The following is a 23,798-nucleotide window of genomic DNA, read 5'->3' as shown; positions in this document are numbered from 1 at the left end:
TCCCCGGACCGCGACGCGCGCCAACTCATTTCAACAAACTGTTGACGAACGGCCAGTGGCGAAATTAGCTTGCCCGTGTGACTTCCAGCGCACTGCCGGGTCTCAGCCGGCTCAACGCATCCGACGCGCCCACGGCCGCCGGGCTGCTGCACGAGGTCTGTGCCAGCGCCGCCTGGGGCGCGGCGGTCGCCGCCGGGCGCCCCTACGCCGACGCCGAGTCCCTGTACGCCGCGAGCGACGCCGCCACGGCGGCGCTCACGCCCGCGGACCTCGACGAGGCGATGGCCGGGCATCCGCCCATCGGACGGCCGAAGGCGGGCGACGCGACCTCCTCCCGCGAGCAGGCGGGCATGGCGGGGGCGTCCGACGCGCTCAAGGCGGAGATGCTCGAGCTCAACCTGCGGTACCAGGACCGCTTCGGGCACGTCTTCCTGATCTGCGCCACCGGGCTGAGCGGCGAGCAGATGCTCGCGGCCGTCAAGGAGCGCATCGGCAACACGCCGGAGCGGGAACGCGAGACCGTCCGCGAACAGCTGGGCAGGATCAACCGCATCAGGCTGCGCCGGCTGGCAGAGGGAGAGTAGGACCGCCATGAGCACCCAGACCACGGCATCGGTGTCCACGCACGTCCTGGACACCAGCGTCGGCCGCCCCGCCGAGGGCGTACCGGTGACGCTGTCGGCGCTGACCGGCGGGGAGTGGACCGAACTCGGCTCCTCCACGACCGACGCCGACGGCCGGTGCAAGGACCTCCCGGTCCCGCCGGAAGGCACGCACCAGGTACGGCTCGGCTTCGCGACCGAGGCGTACTTCGTATCCAAGAAGCAAGCCGAGGCACAGCAGGACGCCCCCGCGACACGGGACAGCGGCGTGTTCTTCCCCGAGGTGGCGATCACGTTCGCCGTCGTACCGGGCGAGCACTACCACGTACCGCTGCTGCTCAACCCGTTCGGCTACTCCGTTTACCGAGGGAGCTAGCAGCCAATGACAGCCAATTCCCACCCTGCCCGCCCGGTGATTCTCGGCCAGAACCAGTACGGCAAGGCGGAAAACCGCGTCGTCAAGATCACGCGGGACGGCGACACCCACCACATCCGCGACCTCAACGTCTCCGTCGCCCTCTCCGGCGACATGGACGCGGTGCACTACTCCGGCTCGAACAGCAACGTCCTGCCGACGGACACCACCAAGAACACCGTGTTCGCCTTCGCCAAGGAGCACGGCATCGAGTCGCCGGAGGCGTTCGGCATCGAGCTGGCCCGGCACTTCGTGGAGAGCCAGGAGCCGATCCACCGGGCCCGGATCCGGATCGAGGAGTACGCCTGGGAGCGGCTGGCCGCCTCCGACGCCAGCTCCCGCTTCATAGGGGCGGACGAGGTCCGCCACTCCTTCGTCCGCAAGGGCCAGGAGACGCGGGTCGCGCAGATCACGTACGACGGCGAGGAGTTCGAGGTCCTCACCGGGCTGAAGGACCTCACCGTCATGAACACCACGGCGTCGGAGTTCTGGGGCTACGTCAAGGACAAGTACACGACGCTGCAGGAGGACTACGACCGGATCCTCGCCACGTCCGTGTCCTCCTGGTGGCGGCACACCTGGACCGGCGGCGAACAGCGCCCGCCCGCCTGGGACAAGTCCTACGCGGAGGCGAGGAAGCACATGCTGCACGCCTTCGTGGAGACCTACTCCCTCTCCCTGCAGCAGACGCTGTACCAGATGGGCTCGCGCGTGATCGAGAACCGGGCCGAGATCGACGAGATCCGCTTCTCCATGCCGAACAAGCACCACTTCCGGCTGGACCTGGAGCCCTTCGGGCTGAAGAACGACGCCGCCGACGGCGCCGTGTACTTCGCCGCGGACCGCCCGTACGGGCTGATCGAGGCGACGGTGCTGCGCGACGGCGCCGAGGCGAGGATCCCGGTCGACATGACCAACCTCTGACAGTCCTCCCCCGACGCACGCGCCGGGCGTCGACCGGTGCGGGGCTCACTTCCGGCCCCGCACCGGTCCACGGGGGAGCGGGGGCATCTGCGCACAACCACCCGCGGACCCGGGCCGGCACCCCGCCCGGCCGGGCCCGACCCACAAGGAAGCACGAGGACACACTCCATGAGTGCAGCTCAGCGCATCGTCATCGAGAACTGCGCCATCGCGACCGTGGACGCGCAGGACACGGAGTACGCGACGGGGCACATCGTCATCGCGGGCAACCGGATCGAGTCCCTGGGCCCCGGCGCGGCCCCCGACGGCCTCACCGGCGTCGTCCGCCGCATCGACGCCACCGGCCACCTCGCCACGCCCGGCCTGGTCAACACCCACCACCACTTCTACCAGTGGATCACCCGGGGGATGGCCACCGACCACAACCTCTTCGACTGGCTGGTCGCCCTCTACCCCACCTGGGCCCGCATCGACGAGGCCATGTGCTACTCGGCGGCCCAGGGCTCCCTCGCGATGATGGCCCGCGGCGGCGTCACCACCGCCATGGACCACCACTACGTCTACCCGCGCGGTGCCGGCGACCTCTCCGGCGCGATCATCCGCGCCGCGCAGGAGACGGGCGTGCGCTTCACCCTCGCCCGGGGCTCCATGGACCGCAGCGAGAAGGACGGCGGGCTGCCGCCGGACTTCGCCGTCGAGACCCTGGAAGGGGCCCTCGCCGGCACCGAGGAGACGATCGACCGGTACCACGACGCCTCGTTCGACGCGATGGTGCAGATCGCGGCCGCCCCCTGCTCGCCGTTCTCCATCTCCACCGAACTGCTGCGGCATGGCGCCGAACTCGCCCGCCGCAAGGGCGTACGGATGCACACTCACGGCTCGGAGACGGTCGAGGAGGAGAAGTGGTGCCACGAGCTGTTCGGCATGGGCCCCACCGACTACTTCGAGTCCACCGGCTGGCTCGGTGAGGACGTGTGGATGGCGCACTGCGTCCACATGAACGACTCCGACATCGAGGCCTTCGCCCGTACCCGGACGGGCGTCGCGCACTGCCCGTCGTCCAACGCCCGGCTCGCGGCGGGCATCGCCCGCGTCCCCGACATGCTCGCGGCCGGCGTCCCCGTCGGCCTCGGCGTCGACGGTACGGCGTCCAACGAGTCCGGCGAGCTGCACACGGAGCTGCGCAACGCGCTGCTCATCAACCGGCTCGGCGCCCACCGCGAGTCGGCGCTGAACGCCCGCCAGGCGCTGCGGCTCGGCACCTACGGCGGTGCCCAGGTCCTCGGCCGCGCGGCGGAGATCGGCTCGCTGGAGTCCGGCAAGCTCGCGGACCTCGTGCTCTGGAAGCTCGACACCCTGGCCCACGCCTCGATCGCCGATCCGGTGACGGCCCTGGTCTTCGGCGCCGCGGCGCCGGTCACGGCGTCGTTCGTCAACGGCCGCCAGATCGTGGCCGACAGCCGTCTGACGACGGTGGACGAGGACGCCATCGCCCGCTCCACCCGTGAGGAGGCGCGGCGCCTGGCCCGGATCGCGGCCGGCGCCTGACACACCACCGACTCCGGCCGGGAGGGACGGCTCCCTGCCGGGACCGCGGACGGCGGCACACCGCCGCTCCGCAGGTCAGCCGTGCCCGGGGCGCTTCGCACGCCCCGGGCACCGCCCCCACGAGTAGCACCAGCTGACGACCCGGCCACGACACGGCGAAGGGGTCCGGGGCGGAGCCCCGGAGAAACCCCCCGCCGCGGAGCGGCCGCGCACCACCTCCCTGACACCCACGTCTCGTACACGTGTAACCGACAGGAGGCATCCGTGCCTGCTCAGAGCAATGCGCAAGACACCGCCGACGGCGGGAGGCATCCGGTCGACGAGACCCTGCCGCCGCTTCGGATGTTCACCAGCGGACTGCAGCACGTGGCCGCGATGTACGCGGGTGTGGTGGCCCCGCCGATGATCGTCGGGCCGGCCGTCGGCCTGTCCGCCCGGGACACCGCCTTCCTGATGGGGGCGTCCCTGTTCACCGCCGGTCTGTGCACCCTGCTGCAGACCATCGGCTTCTGGAAGGTGGGGGCACGGCTGCCGTTCGTCAACGGCGTGTCCTTCGCCGGAGTGACGCCGATGATCGCGATCGGTACGTCGCAGCGCCCCGACGACGCGATCCCCGTGATCTTCGGTTCGATCATGGTCGCGGGGCTGCTGGGCTTCTTCCTCGCCCCGTACTTCTGCAAGCTGGTCCGCTTCTTCCCGCCGGTCGTCACCGGCACCGTCATCACCCTCATCGGGCTGTCGCTGCTCCCGGTCGCCTTCCGCTGGGCGCAGGGCGGCAACGACCGGGCGGCCGACTTCGGTTCGCTGCGCAACGTCGGGATGGCGGCGCTGACCCTGGTGATCGTGCTGGTGCTGCGGCGGCTGCTCACCGGGTTCCTCAAGCAGATCGCGATCCTGCTGGGCCTCGTCGCCGGCACGTTGATCGCCGCCCCGCTGGGGATGACGAGCCTGGACGCGATCCGGGACGCGGACCTGGTGGGCTTTCCGACGCCGTTCCACTTCGGGGCGCCGCAGTTCTCCGTCGCGGCGATCGTCTCGATGTGCATCGTGATGCTGGTGTGCATGACGGAGTCCACCGCCGACATGCTCGCCCTCGGCCAGATCGTGGACCGCCCCGCCGACGAGCGGACCCTGGAGGGCGGGCTGCGGGCCGACGCCCTCGGCAGCGCGCTGGCGCCGTTCTTCAACGGCTTCATGGCGTCCGCGTTCGCGCAGAACATCGGGCTGGTGGCGATGACGAAGGTGCGCAGCCGGTTCGTGGTCGCGACGGGCGGCGGCATCCTCGTCCTGCTGGGACTCTGTCCGGTCGCCGCCTCCGTCATCGCGCTGGTGCCGCTGCCGGTGCTGGGCGGTGCGGGCATCGTGCTCTTCGGCTCGGTCGCGGCGTCCGGGATCCAGACCCTGGCCGGGGCGGCGCTGGAGCGCGGCGACAACGCGCTGATCGTCGCCGCCTCCGTCGGGATCGGGGTGATCCCGATCGCGGCGCCGGAGTTCTACCACGCGTTCCCCAAGGACCTGCTGGTCGTGCTCGACTCGGGGATCAGCACGGGGTGCGTGGTGGCGATCGTGCTGAACCTGGCGTTCAACCATCTGCGCGGCCGGCGGGCGCGGGTGGCGGAGGGCGCGCCGCTGGCGGCGCACTGAGCGGCCGGGACGGCCGGAACGGCCGGTGGCCGGGGTACGCCGACGCCCCCGGCCACCGGTGCGCGGTCAGCCTGCGTTGTGGACGATCTGGATCAGGTTCCCGCAGGTGTCGTCGAAGACGGCGGTCGTCACCGGCCCCATCGCGAGCGGCTCCTGGGTGAACTGCACGCCGTGGCCGCGCAGCCGCTCGTACTCCGCCTGTACGTCGTCCACGGCGAAGGACGCGAGCGGGATGCCGTCCTCGGCGAGCGCCGCCCGGTACGGGCCGACCGCCGGGTGCCCGGAGGGCTCGAGCAGCAGCTCCGTGCCGTCGGGCTGCTCCGGCGAGACGACCGTCAGCCAGCGGTCCTCGCCCAGCGGGACCTCGGTCTTCTTCACGAAGCCCAGGACGTCGGTGTAGAAGGCCAGCGCCTTGTCCTGGTCGTCGACGAACACACTGGTCAGATGGATCCTCATGGGGTGCCCTCCGGCGGTTTCGGGCTGAGCCACCGGGCCGCTATGCGCTGCAGCGGCCGGGTGTCCAGATCGTGGTACTTGAAGCGGCCCTCGCGCCGGGCCGTGACCAGACCGGCGCTCTCCAGCACGGCGAGGTGCTGGCTGACGGCTTGTCTGGTCAGCCCGAGACCGTGCTTGGTCGCGAGCCGGGTGCACAGCTCGAACAGGGACTGGCCGTTCCGCTCCGCCAGCTCGTCGAGGATGAGCCGGCGGGTGGGGTCGGCCAGCGCCTTGAACAGTTCGTCTGCCACGGCTCCACCATAGGCAAGTGGCGGCTTGCATATCAAGCGCAAGCGACGGCTTGCCTGTGCGTACCGGGTGCGACTCCTGTCACGGAACGGCGACACCGCGGGCGCCCGGCCGCCCGGCGGGGGCAGGATGGGCCCCTCGAGCACGATCATCCCGAGGGGGACCATGCGCATCCGCACCACCGTCGTCGGCGTCGCCGCCGCTCTGCTCCTCGCCGTCACCGGCTGCGGTGGCGGTGGCGGCACGGGCGGCGACGAGGCCACGCCCACGACCGCAGCCGGGGGGAGCGAGTCGCCCGGGGAGTCGGGGGCGCCGTCGTCCGCGCCGTCGTCCGCGCCCCCGGCCGCGTCCGGCTCGGACCGGGAGGCGCTGCTCGACGCGCTGCGGGCCGTCGGGCCCGCCGTGGTCGGCGCCGACGAGGACGCGACGATGGACGCCGCCCGGGAGCAGTGCGAGGCGATACGGGCGGGGGAGGGCGGTCTCGACCAGGCCGCCGCGGACCGCTTCGCGCAGGGCGACATGTACATCTCGGAGGAGCAGGGCAAGGGGATCAACGAGGTGCTGAAGAAGAGCGGTTTCTGCGACGCGTGAACGCCCTTGCGGGGGCGTGCGGGTGGCGGGGGCGGCGGGTGGCGTTACGCCCCCGCCGCCCGGGCCGTGGCCCGTCGCCCGCGCGTCGTCACGCGCCCGCGCGGAAGGCCGCTGCCTGGGCCTCGACGCGTGCCGCGCCCACCTCATGCGCCCAGCGCTCGATCTCGCCCGCCAGCGCCACCGCGCCCGCCTCGTCGCCCTCGTCCCGGGCCAGGACCGCCAGCAGGAACTGCTGGGTGAGCATGCCGGAGACGAGACCCGCCCGCGCCCCGAGAGCCGTCGCCCGCTCCCAGTGCGCCCGCGCCAGCGGACGGTCGCCCGCGTCGAGGGCGTGGTCCCCGAGGTGGCGCAGGGCCTCGCGGGCCAGGCGGTCGTCATGGCCGTCCCCGGCGTGCAGGGCCGCCTCGTAGTGCGCTGGGGCGCTGTCCCGCTCGCCGAAGAGGTTGTCGGCGGTGACCCCGAGATAGAACTCCGCCCACCCCCGTCGTACGCCGTCGGGCGCCGATGCGCGCAGCTCCAGCCCTTGCGTGCGTACGGCGGTGAGTGCGGCGGGGTCCTTGCCCTCCGGGCCGGGGTGGAACGCCCCGTCGGCCAGGACCAGCCGGCCGTACGCGTACCGCAGCCCCAGGAACGCCAGGTCCCAGCGCTCGGTCTCGCCCAGCTCCGCGGCCTCGGCGCAGCGGGCCCTCGCCGCCTCGATACGCCCGTGGGCGAGTGACGTGCCGGCGAACCAGTCGCTCTCCAGGGCGACTTCGGCCGCCGCGATCGCGATACGGGCCTCGTCCGCGGCGTCCGCGGGCTCGGCGGAGTCGAGGAGCGCCGCGGCGCTCTGCCACCGCGCGGCTCGTGCGAGCTCCACGGCGGTGGTGGTGATCCGGTCGGTCGGGACGTGGGCGCGGGTCGTCGCGCCGGCCTCGTTGAGGTGGGAAACAGGCATGCGGGGGACGGTAGTTATCCGAAAAACTATCCACAAGGAAACTACTTTGGGGGTGGCCATGGAGGACTCAGTCGACCGGCACGTGGCGGTCTGGGCGCGGGAGATCGACGGTCTGGACGCGGTCAAGGAGGCGATCATCGCCCGGCTGGCGCTCCTCGGGCGCCGGATCGCCGCGACGCGGCGCGAGTCGCTGGCCGCGGGGGATCTGCGGCAGTGGCAGTTCAAGGTCCTGCTGATACTGCGCCGCCAGGGACCGCCGTACACCGCGAGCCCGTCGGAGCTCGCCGACCAGCTCGGCCTGACCCGCGGCGCGCTCTCGGCCCGCCTGGCCCCGCTGGAGGACGCGGGCCTGATCACCCGCGTCGCGGACGCGGCGGACCGCCGCCGCGTCCACGTCGCCCTGACCCCGCCGGGCAACGCGACCCTGGAACGCCAGCTCACCTCGGAGGACGAGGGCGAACTGGCCCTCCTCGCCCCCCTCACCCCCGCGGAACGCGCCACACTCGCGACCCTCCTCCGCAAACTGGTCCTAGCAGTGGAAACCCCCGACACCTGCGCCTGACGAGCCGCCCGGTCCGTACGACATGACGGACCGCCCCGGCTCCCTTCCCGGATCCCGCAGTCATCGCCGCCCCTTGACCGTCGCCTCGGCGCGCGCCTACATTGCTTTCACATAGCAAAACATAGTTTCCGTAATACGGAATATCCAGAGACGCGGGAGCAAGCGCATGGCTCGTATGACCGCCGCCCGAGCGGCAGTGGAGATCCTCAAGCGCGAGGGCGTCGACGTCGCCTTCGGCGTGCCCGGCGCGGCGATCAACCCCTTCTACAAGGCCCTCAAGGAAGCCGGCGGCATCGCGCACACCCTCGCCCGCCACGTCGAGGGCGCCTCGCACATGGCCGAGGGCTACACCCGCTCCAGGCCCGGCAACATCGGCGTCTGCATCGGCACCTCCGGCCCCGCCGGCACCGACATGATCACCGGGCTCTACTCCGCGACCGGCGACTCGATCCCGATCCTGTGCATCACCGGCCAGGCGCCCACGGACAAGCTCCACAAGGAGGACTTCCAGGCCGTCGACATCGCCGCGATCGCCGGGCCGGTGACCAAGAAGGCCACCACCGTGCTGGAGGCGGCGCAGGTCCCGGGCGTCTTCCAGGAGGCGTTCCATCTGATGCGCTCCGGCCGCCCCGGCCCCGTCCTCATCGACCTGCCGATCGACGTCCAGCAGACGGAGATCGAGTTCGACCCGGAGACGTACGCGCCGCTCCCGCTCTACAAGCCCGCCGCCACCCGCGCCCAGGCGGAGAAGGCGATCCGCATGCTGGTGGAGGCCGAGCGCCCGCTGATCGTCGCCGGCGGCGGCATCATCAACGCCGACGCCTGCGACCTGCTCGTCGAGTTCGCCGAGCTGACCGGCACGCCCGTCGTCCCCACCCTGATGGGCTGGGGCGCGATCCCCGACGACCACGAGCTGAACGCCGGCATGGTCGGCCAGCAGACCGGCCACCGCTACGGCAACGCGACGTTCCTGGAGTCGGACTTCGTCCTCGGCGTCGGCAACCGCTGGGCCAACCGCCACACCGGCTACCGGCTCGACGTCTACACCGAGGGCCGCACCTTCGTGCACGTCGACATCGAACCCACCCAGATCGGCCGGATCTTCGCCCCGGACTACGGCATCGTCTCCGACGCGGGGGCGGCGCTGGAGCTGTTCGTCGAGGTGGCGAAGGAGCTGAAGGCGGCCGGCGGCCTGCCCGACCGCACCGAGTGGATCCAGTCGCACCTGCGCCGCAAGGGCACCATGCACCGGCGTACGCACTTCGACGACATCCCGATCAAGCCGCAGCGGGTGTACGAGGAGATGAACAAGGCGTTCGGCCGCGACACCCGCTACGTCACGACCATCGGCCTCTCCCAGATCGCGGGCGCGCAGATGCTGCACGTCTACCGGCCGCGGCACTGGATCAACTGCGGCCAGGCCGGCCCGCTCGGCTGGACCATCCCGGCCGCCCTGGGCGCCGCGGTCGCCGACCCGTCGACGCCCGTCGTCGCCCTCTCCGGGGACTACGACTTCCAGTTCCTGATCGAGGAGCTGGCGGTCGGCGCCCAGCACCGCATCCCGTACGTGCACGTCCTGGTCAACAACGCCTATCTCGGCCTGATCCGCCAGGCGCAGGCCGGCCTCGAGATCAACTTCGAGGTCAACCTGGAGTTCGAGAACATCAACACCCCGGAGATCGGCGTCTACGGCGTCGACCACGTGAAGGTCGCCGAGGGCCTGGGCTGCAAGGCGATCCGGGTCACCGACCCGGACGAGCTGGGCGCCGCCTTCGCGGAGGCGAGGCGCCTGGCGGCCGAGCACCGCGTGCCGGTCGTCGTGGAGGCGATCCTGGAGCGGATCACCAACATCGCGATGAGCCCGACGGCGGACATCAGCGCGGTGAAGGAGTTCGAGGAACTGGCCACGGAACCCGGCCACGCCCCGACGGCGATCATCCCGCTGACGGAGCGCGTGACGGCCTGAGGTGGAGCGCGTGACGGCCTGAGCCGGAGCGGGACGGGGCGGGTGGCGCGGCCGCGGGGGGCGCGCCGCCCGCCTTCGGGGGTCCGTCCCGCTCATCTCACAGCGAACATCCCTTCGGGAGGCCCGAGTTCTGCTTCGATGACGCCTCATGAACGAATCCGGCCGAGTCGAAGCCTTCAGCGACGGCGTGTACGCCATCGCCATCACCCTCCTCGTACTGGAGATCAAGGTCCCCGAGACAGAACACGGCGAAAGCCTCTGGCACGCGCTGGGCGCCCAGTGGCCCTCGTACGCCGCCTACGTCGTCACCTTCCTGGTCATCGGCATCACCTGGGTCAACCACCACACGATCTTCGGTTACGTCGAGCGCGTCGACCGTGTACTGCTCTTCCTCAACCTCCTCCTCCTGATGACCGTCGCGGTGATGCCCTGGCCGGCCGCGATGATGGCCGAGTACCTCCGCGACGGGGACTCGGGCCGGACCGCCGCCGTCGTCTACAGCGGGGTGATGGTGCTGATGGCGGCCGCCTACACCGCGCTGTGGTGGCATCTCACCCGCACCGGCCACCTGTTCGACGACCGCGTCGACACGGCCGCAGCCCGCCGGATGCGCACGCGCTTCGCGCTCGGGTCGATCGGCTACCCGGTCACGGTCGGCCTCGCGTTCGTCTCCGCGCCGCTCACGCTCGCCGTGCACGGACTGCTCGCGCTCTACTACGCGTTCAACCAGCTGCCGGTGCCGGAGAAGCAGCCCGCCTAAGCTGAACCGCATGCTGGATCTCGGCGACGACCACACCCTCACCCCCGCCGGAGTGCCGGAGCACCTCGGCGACCCCGTCGCCGCCGAGGTGCTGCGGCACAACACCAACAACGACGCCACCTGCGGGATCTGGCGGATCCGGGGCACGGCCGGCTCCGCCGTCCTCAAGGTCTACAACCCGCCGCCCCACGGCGACCCCTCCCTCTACTGGCCCACCAGCGACGACCCCGCCCACTGGAACTACTGGCGGCGCGAGGAACTCGCCTACACCAGCGGCCTGGCGGCCACCGCCTTCGACGGCGTCACCGTCCCGGAGGTGCTGGCCTCGCACCACCGGGACGACGGACGGGTCGAGCTGTGGCTCGGCGAGGAGTCCGGCGCCGAGGGCTTCGCCTGGACCGTGCCGAGACTGGCCCGTTTCGCGTACGAACTCGGCGCCGGCCAGGCGCGCTGGGCCGGCCGGGTGCCGGACACGCCCTGGCTGTCGCGCGACTGGCTGACGTCGTACCTCGCCGAGGGCCCGAGCCGGTCCGTCGACCCCGCGCCGGCGCGCTGGGACGACCCGCGGGCGGCCGTCTGGCCCGCGTTCGTACGGGAGCGCCTGCGCCGGCTGTGGGCCGAGCGCGGTGTGGCGCTCAAGGCGGCCCGGGCCGCCGAGCGGACGCTGTGCCACCTCGACGTCTGGCCCGCGAACCTGATCGACGCCGACGGCCGTTCGGTCCTCCTCGACTGGTCGTTCGTGGGAGAGGGCGCGCTGGGCGAGGACATCGCGAACCTCGTCGTCGACAGCTTCACCGACGGCCTGATGGACCCCGGCCTCCTGCCGGAGCTGGCCGAGCAGGCGGTGGACGCGTACGTCGCGGGCCTGGCGGACGGCGGCTGGACGGGTTCGCCGGACGCGGTCCGTACCGCTGTGAAGGCCTGCGGAGCCGCCAAGTACAGCTGGTTCGCGCCGGCCGTCCTCGACCGCGCGGTCCGCGACGACGTCGGCACGTCCAACTACGCCCGGGACACGGACCCCGAGGCGCTGCTGCGCCGGGTGGCGGGCCTGGTCGGGCTGATCGCGGACTGGTGGGAGGACGCCTCCTGAGAGCCGGCTCGCCGGGACCGGACCGCCGCGCGGCGTCCGTGGCTTGGACACCACGCGGCGGGTCGGCGGTTACGACAGCAGGTGGGCCATCGCCCTGCCCATCACCTCGTTCCGGTCGGCGGCCTCGGTGATGCCCTCGAGGCCGAAGCCGAAGTACACCGTGTCGGAGGTGACGGCGACCGGTCCCTCCGGGAAGCCGGCGGACGTGATGCGGGCGAAGTCGTTCGAGTTCGGGGAGCTGCCGGCCGGCGCCCCCGGGACGGTCCAGCCGTCCAGACCGGCCTCGAAGGACGTCGTGCCCTGGCCCGTCGACACGGTGAAGTCGTCGACGAACACGCCGAGACCCTGGCTCGACCAGTCGCTCGCGTAGGAGACGGAGACCTCCACCTGCTTGCCCGCGAACGCGCCCAGATCCACCTGCCACTGCTGCCAGCCGCCGGAGTTGCCGGACGCGGCGTGCCACGCCCCGGTGCTGCCGGCCGGATCGCAGACCGACGCGCCGTTCTGCGTCTGGTAGTGGTCCAGGTGCGGGTGCAGGGTGCGCCAGCCGCCGGAGTTCTCGGCGAGGCAGCTCTGCCCCGTGTTCTGGGTCGTGTGCCCGTTGGCGTCCGCCAGCGTCGTCCAGTCGTCCTGGCCGACGGTGTGGGCCTCGGCGAACACGAAGTCCCAGTCGGGTTCGGTGTCGTACGAGGTCCAGAACGACACCGTGGCCCCGCCCGCCGGCACGTCCACGGTGTGCGCTAGCCGCTTGTATGAGATGTCGGCGATCCCCGAGGACGCGTAGAAGTCGCCGGTGTGCGGCGCGAACGGGCCGCCGGGGCGGTCCCACTTCGCCGCGACGGAGCTGGTGAACTGCGGGTACGTACCCGGGTCCAGCAGTCCGCTGGTGGCGAGGAACGAGGCGTTGTGCACCTGGTTGTCCGCGCTCGTGCCGCCGCCCAGCGTCCAGCCGGAGGCGGGCGGACCGATGAACGGGGCGGCCACCCCGTTGACCGGGAACGGGTTGCCGTCGGCGCCGAAGCCCGCGTCGGAGACGTACAGATAGGCGCCCAGGTAGTACTGGAGGAAGTCGTTCTTGTCACCCCAGTTCAGGCACCGCGCCCGGACCTCCGGCGCGCCGGTCGTGCACGCCGCGTTCGCCACCGGGTCGTAGAGCTGGTTGCCGCCGACGCCGTTCTCGGTGGCGCCCGCCCACTGGCCGGTGTAGAGCAGCCTGCCGCCCTCGTTCAGGTACTGCCGGATCTCCAGCGTCTCGTCCACGGCGAGGCGGGAGACGTTGCCGCCGGGCCAGCCGGGCTCGCGCACGTGCACGTCGTTGCCGCGGTACCAGACCACGGCGTCGTAGTGCCCCAGCACGCCCAGGTGGTCGGGCGCCCGGCGGCCGCGGGCGTCGACGTCGTACACGTCGTAGCCGATGCCGTTCGCGGTGAGCGCGTCCTCGTAGAACGACAGCTGGTTCGGCGTCGCCGGGTCGGTGCTGGCGTACGCCGGGGAGGTGGAGGCGCCGGTGCGGTCCTCCGCCGCCACGATCAGCACGCGGGCGTCGTCGCTGTCCTCCACCACGTCGAACGCGACGTGCTCGGTGGCGTCCCGGCGCGCCGTGAACCAGTACGCGACCGAGTCGCCGACGTGCAGGCCCGGGATGCTGCCCCGCAGGTAGTGGTAGTAGACGTTGTAGGCGTTGTTGCCCCCGTAGCGCTCCCCGTCCGGGGACTCCTTCGTGCTCGCGGTGCGCTCCGGGCCGCCGTTGACCGTGTAGTGGAGGGTCACCCGCCCCGCGGCCCGCTTGGCGAGCACCTCGACCGGCTGCGACGAGCCGCCCGCGTAGGAGACGTCGACCCTGAGGTCGGAGGTGGGCCAGTTGGTCTTCCACGGGTCGATCGCCGACTCGTCGACGTACAGGTTCTTGGTGTCGAGACCGATGTGCGAGACCGGGTCGTCCGGGTCGAGCGCGGACTGCGCCACGCGGCGGGCGAAGTCCAGGTTCTTGGCGAACTCGGCCTGGACGAGGCTCTCGTCGTCCGGGAAGACGAAGCCGCAGCCCGCGCAGCCCTCCTCCAGCTCGGGCGTCCACGCCAGCGTGCCGCGCGTGGCGTGCGCCCAGTCCGTGAACTCGCCGTTCGTGGTGTACAGGTCGGCCGACACCCCCGGGTTGAAGCCCGGCACCGCCGGGTCGGTGTCGCGGCCGGTGAGCGCCACGTAGACCGGGTCGTCGGCGGACGGCGTCAGCGTCTGCCAGCCCTGCGGGTACAGCAGCAGCGGACCGTAGGAGTGGTAGCTGATCGCGAACTTGAACGGGACCCTGTCGAACAGGCCCGCCATCGCCCGGGTCTCCGGCTCCGACTCCGGCGCGGCGCCGCGGTAGGTCTGGCTGGGGAACAGCGACGACGAGCCCTCGTCGTCGTAGTTCCAGTGCTCGGAGTGGTTGCGGTTGGGGTCGACGCCGTCGCTGCCGGTGATGACACCGTCGCCGTCGTTGTCGCGGAGGTTCTTCCGCCACAGCCGTTCGTGGTCGAACGTGTACTGGTAGCCGTCCGGGTTGTGGACCAGCACGAACCACAGCTCGGTGGTCTGCAGCAGGCTCTTGACCGACGGGTCGCCGGCCCGCCAGCGGTCGAGGTACCAGTGCAGGAGCCTGCGGTTGACCTCGGTCCCGATCCACTCGCGGGCGTGGTACGTGGACGCGTACAGCACGGCGGGCCGGGCCCCGTCGGCGACGCCGCGCGCGCCGGCCGTCACCTTCAGCGCTATGTACTCCCGCCCCTGGCCCGTCTTGCCGAGCACCTCCAGCTTCACCAGCCCCGGATTGCTCCGCGCCACGTCGTACAGCTCGTCGCGGATGCCGCCCGGCTCGTCGTACGACCGGTACACGGTGAACCCGCCCGCGGCCTCCGCGGCGGCGCGCTCGCGCTGCGTGCGGCCCTTCGCGTCGCGGTACAGGGTCAGGCTGATGCCCTGCCCCCGCAGCCGGTCGCGCTCCGCGTCGGTCAGCACCAGCTCCACCTGGGTGCCGCCGGCCTGCTGTCTCACGTTCGCGATGTCGTAGCCGCGGCGCTGCAGACCCTGCAGCGCGGCGGCATCGACGGTCGCCTTGTACAACTCGAGTCTGTCGGAGCCGTCCCCGCCCTGCGCGGGCGAGGATCCGGCAGCGGCCGACGTCAGCCCTGCAAGCAGGGCCATGACAGCCAGCACGATCTTTCCGGTGGTACGCAATGGCCGCATGGCAACCCCCCAAGGTCTCAACGGTCCACAGGCCACACCGCTGCCATCGGGGCAGCACTGTCGTCATAGCGCCGCTGAGGGGTGCGGTGAAGGGGGTGAGTGCGTAACAGGTGCTCGGGACCCGGCCGGGCAGGCGGTCAGCCCCGGACGGCGCTCCCGTCCGGGAAGTCCACGACCACCTCGGCGCCTTCCTCCCGTACGACGACGCCCTCCGGTGCGGGAAGCGGCCCGCGGGTCAGGCCCACCAGCGCGACGTGCACCGTCGTGCCTCCCGGATGGTCCGTCAGCGTCAGGTACGGGGTCGCCGAGTGCGGGCCGAAGGCGTTCGCGTCTGTGGCGCGCGCGATCCCCGGCTCGGTGTCCCAGCCGTACACGCCGGCGATCGTGCTTGTCAGGCCGTCCGCCGTGCGTGTCTGCGCCCAGCTTTCGCCCGTCGTCGCCGACGGCTCCGCGGGCGATGCCACCGCGTGGCCGCCCGCGCGCAGTGTCGCGCCCGCGGGGGCCGTGACGCGGTGGACGCGGACCTCCCACGGGCCGTGGAGCCGGGAGGTCGTGGTGACGCGGAAGCCGGGGCCCTCGTGCCACGACGACGCGCCGGCCGGCGAGACCTCCGCGTCGTGCATCCGCTCCCGCTGGCTGCCGGGCGCCGCGTCCGAACCCGTCAGCACCGCTAGGTGGTTGTCGACGCCCTCCCGCCACGCCTCCGCGCCCGTCTCCGGTGCCGTGGCGGTGCTGTACGCGAACTTCGCGTAGTGCGGGTCCACCGGCCACGCCGGGGCCGCCGGGTCCAGCGGCTGGTGGTCGGCGCCGTGGTTGAGCAGGCGGACCACCCCGTCCGCCCGCGTGCCGTGCAGCAGCCAGCCCGGCCCGCGCAGCGGCACCGCGAAGTCGGCCTCCTCCACCGGCAGCGGCTCCTCCACCGCCGTCCACACCTCGTGCTCCGGCGGCAGCAGCAGGCCCGCGAAGCCCTTGCTCGCCCAGTACGGGGACGCCGGCCCCGAGTACGTCTGCGTCGTCGGCAGGTGCTCGCCGTACCAGCCCAGCGTCAACAGCCCCCGCTCGTCCGGCACTCCACGCTCCGTGAAGTGCCGCAGGGTGCCCGAGGCCAGGCGGCGGGTCAGTCCGGGGGAGAGGGGCGTGCAGTCCGCCAGCGCCCCCATCCACACGGGCGCGACCGCCGCGAAGCGGTACGTCAGCGAGCGGCCCTGGTGGACGGGGGCGCCGTCGGCGCCGAAGAAGTGCGGGTAGCCCGCCAGGAACGCCCGCAGCCGCTCCCGGTAGACCTCGCCCCGGCCGCCGTCGCCGCCCGGCGACGCCTGCGCGATCCGCGTCCACAGCAGCGGGTACAGGTGCATCGCCCAGCCGTTGTAGTAGTCGAAGTGCCGGCCCTCGCCGTCGGTGTACCAGCCGTCTCCGAGGTACCAGTCCTCGATCCGGTCGAGCCCGCCATCGATGTCCGCCTGCGCGTACCGGGCGCCCACCGAGGCCAGGAACTGCTCGCTGACCACCTGGAACAGCCGCCAGTTGTTGTCGTGCGGACGCGCTCCGACGAAACCCCCGAGCCAGTCCGCCACCCGCTCCTGGACGCCCGCGTCGAGGCGGTCCCACAGCCACGGCCGCGTCTCGTGCAGGGCGATCGCGATGGACGCCGCCTCCACCATGGGCTGGCGGTAGTCCGTCACCGGCAGCCACGCCTCGCCGCCGCCCCGCGCCGTACCGGCGTCGAGCCCCGCCGCGTACCGCTCGATCAGCGCCTCGTCGACCTCGCCGCGCGCGCCCGCGATGCGGAAGCCCGCCAGCAGGAACGAGCGCGCGAAGCCCTCCAGCCCGTCCGACTCGACGCCGGAGCCGCTGGTCCGCCCCGGCAGCCGGTACTGGGCGAAGCCCGGCGAGGCGTACGGGACCAGCGCGTCCAGCAGCCGGTCCGCCACCGCCTCCCAGTGGGACCGGGTCCAGCCGGTGTACGGCGACAGATCATGGCGGGGGAGGGGCAGTTCGCGCATGGCCCCCATCCTGACGATCACCCCGGGTCTCGCGCAAGCGCTTGCTGTCGGACGAAGGCGTTACGAAACCTCCCGAATCGGATGGAACTCTTCCCCCTCCCGTACCCGTCTTCCCCTCAAGAGCGGTCCGCGCACCCCGGACCCGCGGGCGCGGGACGGGGCGGGGCGGACGCGAGTCGCCGTCCCCCGCACGGTCCGGGCCGCACACCACACATCCACGGGGGATCAGAGATGGCGCACCGCCACAGCCGTGAGTCGTACTTCATCGTCAACGAGGGACGGATCATCGAATCCGCCGGCGGCCGGAGCCACTCCCGCCGCCCCACCTCCGCCGAACACCAGCAGAGCTTCCGCTTCTCCCGCCTCAGCCGGGCCAAGGGCGTCCAGCTCAGCCCCGAGCTGCAGGCCACACTGGCCCGGGCCATGACCACCGGCACCACCACCGCCGACCCCGACTCCGTGCCCGGCATCCCGGCCGGGTTCACCTACCTCGGCCAGTTCGTCGACCACGACCTCACCCTCGACCGCTCCCAGGTCGCCCTCGGCGAGCCGGTCGACGTCGAGGACATGCTGCAGGGCCGCTCGCCCTCGCTGGACCTCGACTCCCTGTACGGACTGGGCCCGCGGCACGCGTCGAGCCGCCGCTTCTACACCGCGGGCGGGCGGCTGAGGACGGGCACGACGCTCGGCGTCGGCTTCCCGGCCGGACTGCCGCCGGCCAACACCGACCAGCAGGGCTTCGACCTGCCCCGCGCCGGCGAGGCGGCCGGCGGCACCAGGGCCGACATGCGCGCGGCGCTCATCCCCGACGCCCGCAACGACGAGAACCTGGCCGTCGCCCAGCTCCACAACGCCTTCATCCGCTTCCACAACCGGGTCCTGGACGACCTCGCCGACCGGGGCGTCCCCGAGCGGCTGCTCTTCGAACGCGCCCGGGAGACCGTCGTCAAGCACTACCAGTGGATGCTCCGCACCGACTTCCTGCCGCGGATCGTCGACCCGGACATCGTGGAACGGGTCTTCCTCGGCGGCCGGCGCTGCTTCGAGCTGGCACCCGGCAGCGACGGGCCGTTCGAGGTGCTGCGGCCCGGCGACCGGGGGGCGATGCCGGTCGAGTTCTCCGTCGCCGCGTACCGCCTCGGGCACAGCATGGTCCGCGCCCGGTACCAGTGGAACCGCGTGTTCAACGCGTCCGGTCCCGGGCAGGCCGCCACGCTCGGCGCCCTGTTCCGCTTCAGCGGCACCGCGGGCAACCTCAGCCCCCGGCCCGGCCCCGAGGACCTCAGCGACCTCGACGACCCGAACCTGGGCGACCTGCTGCGCCTGCCCAGCAACTGGATCGCCGACTTCCGCCGGCTCTTCGACTTCTCCGAGGCCGACCGCAAGGACCTGGTGGTCCCGGCGGCCGACTTCAACGTCGCCAAGCGGATCGACACGCTCCTGGTCGACCCGCTGGCCACGCTGCCCACGGGCACGTTCGGCGGCCGCGGCCAGGGCGAACCGCCCGTCGACCACCGCAATCTGGCCTTCCGCAACCTCGCCCGCGCCGCCATGGTCGAACTGGCCACCGGTCCGCAGCTGGCCAAGGAGATGGGCATCCCCCCGCTCACCCGGGAGAAGATCCTGGAGGGCGCCGGCGGCGCGGGCCTCACCGGCCTGGACCCGGCCGAGCAGGACGAGATCGTCGAGCACACGCCGCTGTGGTTCCACATCCTGCGCGAGGCCGAGACCAACCGGCTGCACTCCGGCCGGCTCACGGGTGTCGGCGGGCAGCTGGTGGCGGAGGTCTTCCACCGTGCGATGGAGGCCAGCGTGCACTCCATCGTCAAGGACCGGCACTGGCGGCCGACGCTTCCGGCGCGGCGCAAGGGCGTCTTCACGATGACCGATCTGCTGCTGCACGCCTTCGAGGGGGACGCGGAGCTGCTCAACCCGCTGGGCGACGGTCCGGTCGGGGCGTAGCGCTGCTGCCGCTTCCCGATGCTGCTGCCGCTTCCCGGCCGCTGGTGTTGCCGTCGGCGCTCCTGTCTCTACGGCTGGTCGAGACGACCGTATTGATCGATACGATCGATGGAGTACGGTGGCGCCGGGAGCGGACCGCGGGGGATCGGCAGGAGGACGGATGCGGCTTCACGTCAACCAGCGGCACGAGCGGGTGCTGGAGATCGTCCGGCGGCGCGGCACGCTGCGCGTCGCCGAACTCGCCGAGGAACTGGGCGTCTCCGCCGTCACCGTCCGCCGCGATGTGGAGACCCTGGCCGAACAGGGCCGGCTCACCCGGCTGCACGGCTCGGTGAGCTGGCCCCGGGACGCCGGGGCGCGGGCGACGGCCGCGCCGGGCGGCGGCGCGGCCGGACCCGTGCTGGGCATGATCGTGCCGAGTCTGCAGCACTACTTCGCCGAGCTGGTGCACGGGGCGCAGCAGGCGGTCGCCGCGTGCGGCGGACGGCTCGTCCTCGGCATCGCCCACTACCGGCCGGAGGAGGACACCGCGCAGATCGAGCGGATGCTCGACGCCCGGGTGGACGGACTGCTGCTGATGCCCAGCTGGGAGCTCGGCCTGCCCAGCCCGGAGCAGGAGCGCCAGCTGCTGGACATGCCGGTGCCCGTGGTGCTCGTGGACCGGCGGATCCCGCCCGGCGGGCGGCTCGCGGAGCTGGACAGCGTGCGGTCCGACCATGTGCTGGGCGCGGCCGCCGCCGTACACCACCTCGCCTCGCTCGGGCACACCCGGATCGCGCTGTGCTCCCAGGACAACCCGACGTCCCCGCAGGTGCGCGAGGGGTATCACGCGGCGATGGCGGCGCTCGGGGCCGCGGAGCCGGCGGGCGTGGAGATCGAGGACCTGCCCGGGCCGCGGGCGCTCGACGACGCGGCCGAGCGGCTGCGGCGGCTGGTCCGGGAGGACGGTGTCACGGCGGCGGTCCTGCACAACGACCAGATGGCGATCGACGTGGTCCAGCGGCTCCGTGAGCTGGGGCTGGACCTGCCGCGGGAGTTGTCGCTGGTCGCGTACGAGGACGAGATGGCGGCCCTCGCGCATGTGCCGCTGACGGCCGTCGCGCCGCCTCGGCGGGCGGTGGGGGAGGCGGCGGTCAGCCTCATGCGTCGGCGGCTTTCCGCCGCCGGTGATGGGGGGAAGGCGGCTCGGCACGTGACGCTCGTGCCGTCGGTGAGTGTGCGGGAGTCCTGTCTCGCGCGCTGACGTGCGCGCCCCGTCGTTTTCGCTGCGGGTGGCCCCGCGTTCGCTTGGTCGTGGTCGCGTACCGCCGTCGGGTGCGGTGCCGCTGCGCCCACCCGTGCCGCCCTCTGGGCGGCCCAGCTGCCCGCAGCATCGCGGCTGTGCTCGCCGCGCGCCCGCCCGCGTTGCCGCTGTGCGTGCCCCCGCGTTGTCGCTGCGCTTCCCGCAGCGTTGTGGGTGCGCGAATCCGAAGCTGATCGTTTTGATCGATTCGTTCGTTCGTTCTTGACCCGCGATCGTTCCGGCGCAAATGATGACCCGCGTCCACCCCCGTCGCCGCAGGGCCGGCGTGAGTCGTGCCCTTGGTCACCGTAGGAGCCAGAGCAATGAAGCCCATCTCCCGCACGTACCGATCCGTCGCCCTCGCGGCCTCCGCGGTCTCCCTGGCGCTGCTGGCCACCGCCTGCGGCGGCGGCGACGGTGGTTCGGCCGACGCCGAGAGCGGTGGTGGCAAGCCCGTCACGCTCACCATGTGGTCGTGGATGGTCGGCCAGAAGGACGTCGTCGCCGAGTTCAACCGGACGCACAAGGACATCCGGATCGACTTCACCGAGATCCCCGGCGGCGTCGAGGGCTACGCCAAGATCAGCGGCGCGATCAAGGGCGGCAACGCGCCCGACATCATCGGCATGGAGTACGGACGGCTGCCGGAGTTCGCCAGCCAGGGGCAGCTGGAGGACCTGAGCGGGCCGGCGGGGGAGCTGGTGAAGACCTTCCCGGAGAACATCCGGTCGCTCGTCAGCCCCGGCGGCAAGACCTGGGGCGTGCCGTTCGACGTGACCCCGCAGCTGCTCTACTACCGCACCGACCTCTTCGAGAAGGCCGGTGTCGAGGTCCCGGCCACGTGGGACGAGTTCCGCTCCGCCGCCGAGAAGATCAAGAAGGCCGACAAGAAGGTCCGGATCACCAACGTCCCCGCCGGCGGCGACGTCCCGGTCATCAACGGCCTGTTCTGGCAGGCCGGCTCCGCCGCCTTCGGCATCGAGGGCGACGCCTGGACGGTGGACGTCGACGACGCCGCGGCGCAGAAGGCCGCGAAGTTCTTCGACGGCCTGGTGAAGGACGACCTCGCCGCCAACCTCGTCTCCTGGAGCGAGGAGGAGGGCGCCGCGAAGAAGAACGGCACCATCGCCTCCTTCATCGGCGCCCCGTGGAGCGGCGGCGGGCTGATCGCCCAGATGCCCGAGCTCAAGGGCAAGTGGGCGACCGCCCCGCTGCCGACCTGGGACGGCAAGCCGGCCACCGGCATGTGGGGCGGCACCTCCGTCGCCGTACCGAAGGGCAGCGGGCACGTCGAGGAGGCCGTCGAGTTCGCCGAGTGGATGACCACCGACCCGGCGGCGATGGAGGCCCGGCTGAAGAACGCGGAGGCGCCGAGCAGCGCGCTTCCGGTCAAGCAGGAGCTGCAGGACGTCGCCCGGACCAGGTTCGCGGAGGTGTCGCAGGGCTACTTCGCCAACGACATCTACGAGACCGCCGCCGCCCAGATCCCCACCATCGTCCCCGGCTGGACCTGGGGCCCGGTCCAGGGCACCGTCGACGAGGCGTTCAACGCCGCAGTCGCCAAGGGCGGCTGGACGGCCGGGCTGGCCGCGGCGCAGCAGGCCGCGGAGAAGGCGCTCGCCGACCGCGGCCTGAAGACCGCGGAGTGAGGCCGGGGCGGTCCCCCGCGGATGCGGGGGGCCGCCGACCGCCCCTCCCCGGTCCACGTCCCCCAGGAGTCCCCATGGCAGCCACCCCCTCCCCGCGACGCGCCCAGCGGCGGGCCGCGGCCGCGTTCCTCGTACCGTTCTTCGTCCTGTTCGCGGCCGTGCTGCTCGCCCCGGTCGGCTACGCGGCCTGGACCAGCCTGTACGAGGAGCAGTCCGCCGGCCTCGGCTTCGGCGGCGTCGAGAACGTCTTCGTCGGCCTCGGCAACTACACGGACGCCCTGGGCGACGAGAGTTTCCGCGCCGCGTTCGGGCACATCGCCGGGTATGTCGTCCTCTACATCCCCCTGATGACCTGTTCGGCGCTGCTGCTCGCGCTGCTGCTGGACTCCGCGGTCGCCCGGGCGAAGAGGCTCTTCCAGCTGGCGCTGTTCCTCCCGTACACCGTGCCCACGGTCATCGCCGCGATCATCTGGCTCTATCTCTACTCGCCCTCGCTGAGCCCGGTGATGGACCTGTTCCGCGGCGCGGGGTTCGAGATCGACATGTTCGGCTCGACCTGGGCGGTCCCGTCCGTGGTCAACATCGTCACCTGGCACTACGTCGGCTACAACATGGTCATCCTGTACGCCGCCCTGCAGGCCGTGCCGCGCGAGACGCTGGAGGCCGCGCGGGTGGACGGGGCCGGGGCGGTCCGTACCGCGCTGCAGATCAAGGTGCCGCACATCCGCTCGGCGGTCGTGATGAGCGTGCTGTTCACGTGTGTCGGCTCGGTGCAGCTGTTCAACGAGCCGTTCATCCTCAACACGGCCTCGAAGGAGATCGGACCGGACTGGACGCCCGTGCAGTTCGTACAGAAGGCGGCGTTCATCGACCACCGGCCCGGACTCGCCTCCGCCGCGGCGCTGCTGGTCGCGGTGCTGGCCGGGGTCCTGTCCTTCGTCGTCACCAAGCTGGGCAACCGTTGGAAGGCAGCATGAGCACCCGCACCGTCTCCGAGCGACCCGCCGCGACGGCCGTGCCGCCGGCGCACCCCCGCTCCCGCCCCCGCCGGGTCTCCGACGGCTCCTGGACCTCCCGGTCGGTCGTGAACGGCCTGCTCGGGCTGTTCTCCCTCTACACCCTGATGCCGCTGACCTGGCTGGTCATCGCGAGCACCAAGGACCACGGCGATCTGGTCGGCACGGGCGGGTTCACCTTCGCCGACTTCCACTTCCTGGACAACCTCGGCGACCTGTTCGCCTTCGGCGACGGCATCTACGGCCGCTGGCTGCTCAACAGCGTGGTCTACTTCGGCTTCGGCTGCCTGGCCACGACCTTCCTCAGCATGATGGTCGGCTACGCCTTCGCGGTCTACGACTTCCCGCACAAGGAGAAGCTGTTCGGCCTGGTGCTGCTCGGCATCCTGGTGCCCTCCCCGGTGCTGGTGCTGCCGCAGTACCTGCTGGCGAGTGAGGCGGGCATCGACAACAGCTACTGGGGCGTCCTGATCCCGCTGCTGGTCAGCCCGTTCGGCGTGTACCTCGGCCGGGTCTTCGCCGAGGGGTACGTGCCCGGCGAGGTGATCGAGGCGGCCCGGGTGGACGGGGCGGGCGAGTTCGCCGTCTTCCTCCGCGTCGCCCTGCCCATGCTGGCGCCCGGGTTCGTCACGCTGTTCCTGTTCTCCTTCACCGCCGCCTGGAACAACTTCGTCCTCCCGCTGTTCATGCTGAGCGACGACGAGCTCTACCCGGTCACCCTGGGCCTGGCGATCTGGAGCCGGGCGGCCCACCAGAACCCTGAGTACTATCTTCTGACGATCATCGGCGCCCTGGTCGCCGTGGTCCCCCTCATCGTCGCCTTCGTCTGCCTGCAGCGCTTCTGGCGTTCGGGACTGACCACGGGCGCGGTGAAGTAAGCG

The 23,798-nt window shown here is 72.0% G+C and carries 20 protein-coding genes; 15 read left to right on the top strand and 5 right to left on the bottom strand.

Annotated features, from left to right (window positions below; translation table 11 throughout):
• Window positions 1-77 precede the first annotated feature (77 nt).
• From uraD to AB0M28_RS03240, 5 genes are all read left to right on the top strand, one after another.
• Window positions 78-584 (top strand): 2-oxo-4-hydroxy-4-carboxy-5-ureidoimidazoline decarboxylase, encoded by a 507-nt coding sequence (gene uraD / locus AB0M28_RS03260; RefSeq protein ID WP_365396869.1) that lies wholly within the window; start codon window positions 78-80, stop codon window positions 582-584.
• 7 nt (window positions 585-591) lie between these two features.
• Window positions 592-978, top strand: a complete 387-nt coding sequence (uraH, locus tag AB0M28_RS03255; RefSeq protein WP_365396866.1) for a hydroxyisourate hydrolase — start codon at window positions 592-594, stop codon at window positions 976-978.
• Between the two features lie 6 nt (window positions 979-984).
• Window positions 985-1,941 (top strand): factor-independent urate hydroxylase, encoded by a 957-nt coding sequence (gene pucL / locus AB0M28_RS03250; protein WP_365396863.1) that lies wholly within the window; start codon window positions 985-987, stop codon window positions 1,939-1,941.
• A gap of 168 nt (window positions 1,942-2,109) precedes the next feature.
• The gene (locus tag AB0M28_RS03245; RefSeq protein ID WP_365396860.1) at window positions 2,110-3,489 is read left to right on the top strand and encodes an 8-oxoguanine deaminase; all 1,380 of its coding nucleotides are present in this window, start codon (window positions 2,110-2,112) and stop codon (window positions 3,487-3,489) included.
• Window positions 3,490-3,753: 264 nt separating this feature from the next.
• Window positions 3,754-5,133 carry a nucleobase:cation symporter-2 family protein gene (locus AB0M28_RS03240; RefSeq protein ID WP_365396857.1) on the top strand — a complete coding sequence of 460 codons (1,380 nt, stop codon included), beginning with the start codon at window positions 3,754-3,756 and terminating at the stop codon, window positions 5,131-5,133.
• 66 nt (window positions 5,134-5,199) lie between these two features.
• Here the strand turns inward: AB0M28_RS03240 and AB0M28_RS03235 are convergent, their stop codons facing one another.
• Both AB0M28_RS03235 and AB0M28_RS03230 read right to left on the bottom strand, forming a co-directional pair.
• Window positions 5,200-5,589, bottom strand: a complete 390-nt coding sequence (locus AB0M28_RS03235; protein ID WP_365396854.1) for a VOC family protein — start codon at window positions 5,587-5,589, stop codon at window positions 5,200-5,202.
• The gene (locus AB0M28_RS03230) at window positions 5,586-5,879 is read right to left on the bottom strand and encodes a metalloregulator ArsR/SmtB family transcription factor (RefSeq protein ID WP_365396851.1); all 294 of its coding nucleotides are present in this window, start codon (window positions 5,877-5,879) and stop codon (window positions 5,586-5,588) included. The genes AB0M28_RS03235 and AB0M28_RS03230 overlap by 4 nt, the downstream gene beginning before the upstream one ends.
• 163 nt (window positions 5,880-6,042) lie before the next feature.
• Between AB0M28_RS03230 and AB0M28_RS03225 the strand changes: the two genes are divergently transcribed.
• A complete protein-coding gene (locus AB0M28_RS03225; RefSeq protein ID WP_365396848.1) occupies window positions 6,043-6,468 on the top strand; it encodes a hypothetical protein in 426 nt (141 codons plus the stop codon).
• A gap of 88 nt (window positions 6,469-6,556) precedes the next feature.
• On the opposite strand, the gene AB0M28_RS03220 is transcribed toward AB0M28_RS03225, so the two are convergent.
• Window positions 6,557-7,405, bottom strand: coding sequence for a hypothetical protein (locus AB0M28_RS03220; protein ID WP_365396845.1), 849 nt, complete (start codon window positions 7,403-7,405; stop codon window positions 6,557-6,559).
• 58 nt (window positions 7,406-7,463) lie between these two features.
• Between AB0M28_RS03220 and AB0M28_RS03215 the strand changes: the two genes are divergently transcribed.
• From AB0M28_RS03215 to AB0M28_RS03200, 4 genes are all read left to right on the top strand, one after another.
• Entirely contained in the window at window positions 7,464-7,967 is a 504-nt protein-coding gene (locus tag AB0M28_RS03215; RefSeq protein WP_365396842.1) for a MarR family transcriptional regulator, read from the top strand.
• Between the two features lie 166 nt (window positions 7,968-8,133).
• Window positions 8,134-9,933: a glyoxylate carboligase gene (gcl, locus tag AB0M28_RS03210; protein WP_365396839.1), complete on the top strand. Its 1,800-nt coding sequence runs from the start codon at window positions 8,134-8,136 to the stop codon at window positions 9,931-9,933.
• A gap of 148 nt (window positions 9,934-10,081) precedes the next feature.
• Window positions 10,082-10,693, top strand: a complete 612-nt coding sequence (locus tag AB0M28_RS03205; RefSeq protein WP_365396836.1) for a TMEM175 family protein — start codon at window positions 10,082-10,084, stop codon at window positions 10,691-10,693.
• A gap of 10 nt (window positions 10,694-10,703) precedes the next feature.
• Window positions 10,704-11,783, top strand: coding sequence for a hypothetical protein (locus tag AB0M28_RS03200; protein WP_365396833.1), 1,080 nt, complete (start codon window positions 10,704-10,706; stop codon window positions 11,781-11,783).
• Between the two features lie 69 nt (window positions 11,784-11,852).
• Here the strand turns inward: AB0M28_RS03200 and AB0M28_RS03195 are convergent, their stop codons facing one another.
• Both AB0M28_RS03195 and AB0M28_RS03190 read right to left on the bottom strand, forming a co-directional pair.
• Window positions 11,853-14,996: a M14 family zinc carboxypeptidase gene (locus tag AB0M28_RS03195; RefSeq protein WP_365396830.1), complete on the bottom strand. Its 3,144-nt coding sequence runs from the start codon at window positions 14,994-14,996 to the stop codon at window positions 11,853-11,855.
• A gap of 146 nt (window positions 14,997-15,142) precedes the next feature.
• On the bottom strand, window positions 15,143-17,008 hold the full coding sequence (locus AB0M28_RS03190) for a DUF2264 domain-containing protein (protein ID WP_365396827.1): 1,866 nt from the start codon (window positions 17,006-17,008) through the stop codon (window positions 15,143-15,145).
• Window positions 17,009-17,239: 231 nt separating this feature from the next.
• Here AB0M28_RS03190 and AB0M28_RS03185 point away from each other — a divergent pair, with 231 nt between their 5' ends.
• From AB0M28_RS03185 to AB0M28_RS03165, 5 genes are all read left to right on the top strand, one after another.
• Window positions 17,240-18,970: a heme peroxidase family protein gene (locus AB0M28_RS03185; RefSeq protein WP_365396824.1), complete on the top strand. Its 1,731-nt coding sequence runs from the start codon at window positions 17,240-17,242 to the stop codon at window positions 18,968-18,970.
• Between the two features lie 160 nt (window positions 18,971-19,130).
• Window positions 19,131-20,213 (top strand): substrate-binding domain-containing protein, encoded by a 1,083-nt coding sequence (locus tag AB0M28_RS03180; RefSeq protein WP_365396821.1) that lies wholly within the window; start codon window positions 19,131-19,133, stop codon window positions 20,211-20,213.
• A 362-nt stretch (window positions 20,214-20,575) separates the two neighbouring features.
• Window positions 20,576-21,901: a sugar ABC transporter substrate-binding protein gene (locus AB0M28_RS03175; protein WP_365396818.1), complete on the top strand. Its 1,326-nt coding sequence runs from the start codon at window positions 20,576-20,578 to the stop codon at window positions 21,899-21,901.
• 74 nt (window positions 21,902-21,975) lie between these two features.
• Window positions 21,976-22,878, top strand: coding sequence for a sugar ABC transporter permease (locus tag AB0M28_RS03170; RefSeq protein ID WP_365396815.1), 903 nt, complete (start codon window positions 21,976-21,978; stop codon window positions 22,876-22,878).
• The gene (locus AB0M28_RS03165; protein WP_365396812.1) at window positions 22,875-23,795 is read left to right on the top strand and encodes a carbohydrate ABC transporter permease; all 921 of its coding nucleotides are present in this window, start codon (window positions 22,875-22,877) and stop codon (window positions 23,793-23,795) included. Before AB0M28_RS03170 ends, AB0M28_RS03165 begins: the two co-directional genes overlap by 4 nt.
• Window positions 23,796-23,798: the final 3 nt, after the last annotated feature.

This window comes from Streptomyces sp. NPDC051940 (assembly GCF_040680895.1).
Lineage (GTDB): Bacteria > Actinomycetota > Actinomycetes > Streptomycetales > Streptomycetaceae > Streptomyces.
Note: the sequence above shows the minus strand (reverse complement) of the source record. Positions and strands in the feature narration are given on the sequence as shown.